Genomic DNA, 1,038 nt, shown 5'->3' on the forward strand with positions numbered 1-1,038 from the left:
GCGGTGTTGCCGAGGTTCCAGTGCCAGGGGAAGCCCGGCAGCGGGTCGGTGAGGAGGGTGGCGAGCCGCAGGTCGGCCTCGTGCTGCCAGTGGGGTTCGTCGCGCGCGTAGCCGGCGGCGGCCAGCCAGGCGCTCACCGCGAACGCGGGGGTGAGTGCCTGGTGGTAGGTGCGGCCGTCGGCGTGGCCGGTCACGTCCAGGCCGTAGGCGGCGGTGAAGGCCTGGTACTCGGCCGGGTCGGCTCCGTAGACGTCCCGGCGCCAGGCGTACGCGGCCAGGTCCCACAGGGCCGGGCCGACCGACATGCGCTCGAAGTCGATCAGGTGGGCGACGCCGTCGGCGGTGACGACGCAGTTGCCCGGGCCGGCGTCGCCGTGCAGCGGGGACATCGGGCCCGGCCACGTGGTGGCCTGCCAGGCCTCGCGGGCCGTGTGGAGGAGCCGGTGCAGGCGCCTGCGGTCTCGGGCCGATCCGGCCGGGAAGAGCGTGTCGATGCCCAGGAACAGCCGGGAGAACGGGTCGATGGCCGGCAGACGCAGGCACGGCCCGGTGGGCACCGGCAGCGCGTGGAGCCGGCGCAGCAGGAGCGCGACCTGTTGCGGTGTGGCCGCGGTGGTGCTCGGGCCGAGGTCTTCGGTGAACAGCACGTAGACGGTCTCGTGCCCGGTGTCGTGGCGGTAGGGGTAGCGTTCCTCGCCGACGGGGCGGGCGGCCGGTATGCCGCGGTCCAGCACGTACCGCGCGGCCTGCGTCTCCCGGTAGGCCTGCGCGAAGGTGGCGCCGGCGCCGCGGACCTTGGCGATGACCTTGCCGGGCAGGCGCCAGGTGTGGTTCTTGCCCGGCTGGATCAGCGTCGCTCCGGCGGGGTCCAGGTGGTGCTGCCGGGCGGCCGCACGGACTGCCGCCAGGCTCTGTTCTGGTGTCAACGTTCGTCCCGTGGTCGGTCGTCTGGTCAGTGGGTGGCGGGGGTCTTCTGCGAGATGGCCTGCGTGGTCTTGGGGTGGTAGTGGGAGCAGGAGGGGCAGTCGGGGTTGCGGG

The 1,038-nt window shown here is 73.9% G+C and carries 1 protein-coding gene; it reads right to left on the bottom strand.

Annotation, left to right across the window (positions count from 1 at the left end; genetic code table 11):
- Positions 1–926: phosphotransferase family protein (locus ACLWS4_RS37130; protein ID WP_416876441.1), on the bottom strand; the 926-nt coding region annotated here is incomplete at its 3' end.
- Between the last annotated feature and the right edge of the window lie 112 nt (positions 927–1,038).

Origin of the sequence: Kitasatospora sp. SC0581, assembly GCF_048159585.1 — a bacterium.
In the GTDB taxonomy this organism is placed as follows: Bacteria; Actinomycetota; Actinomycetes; order Streptomycetales; family Streptomycetaceae; genus Kitasatospora.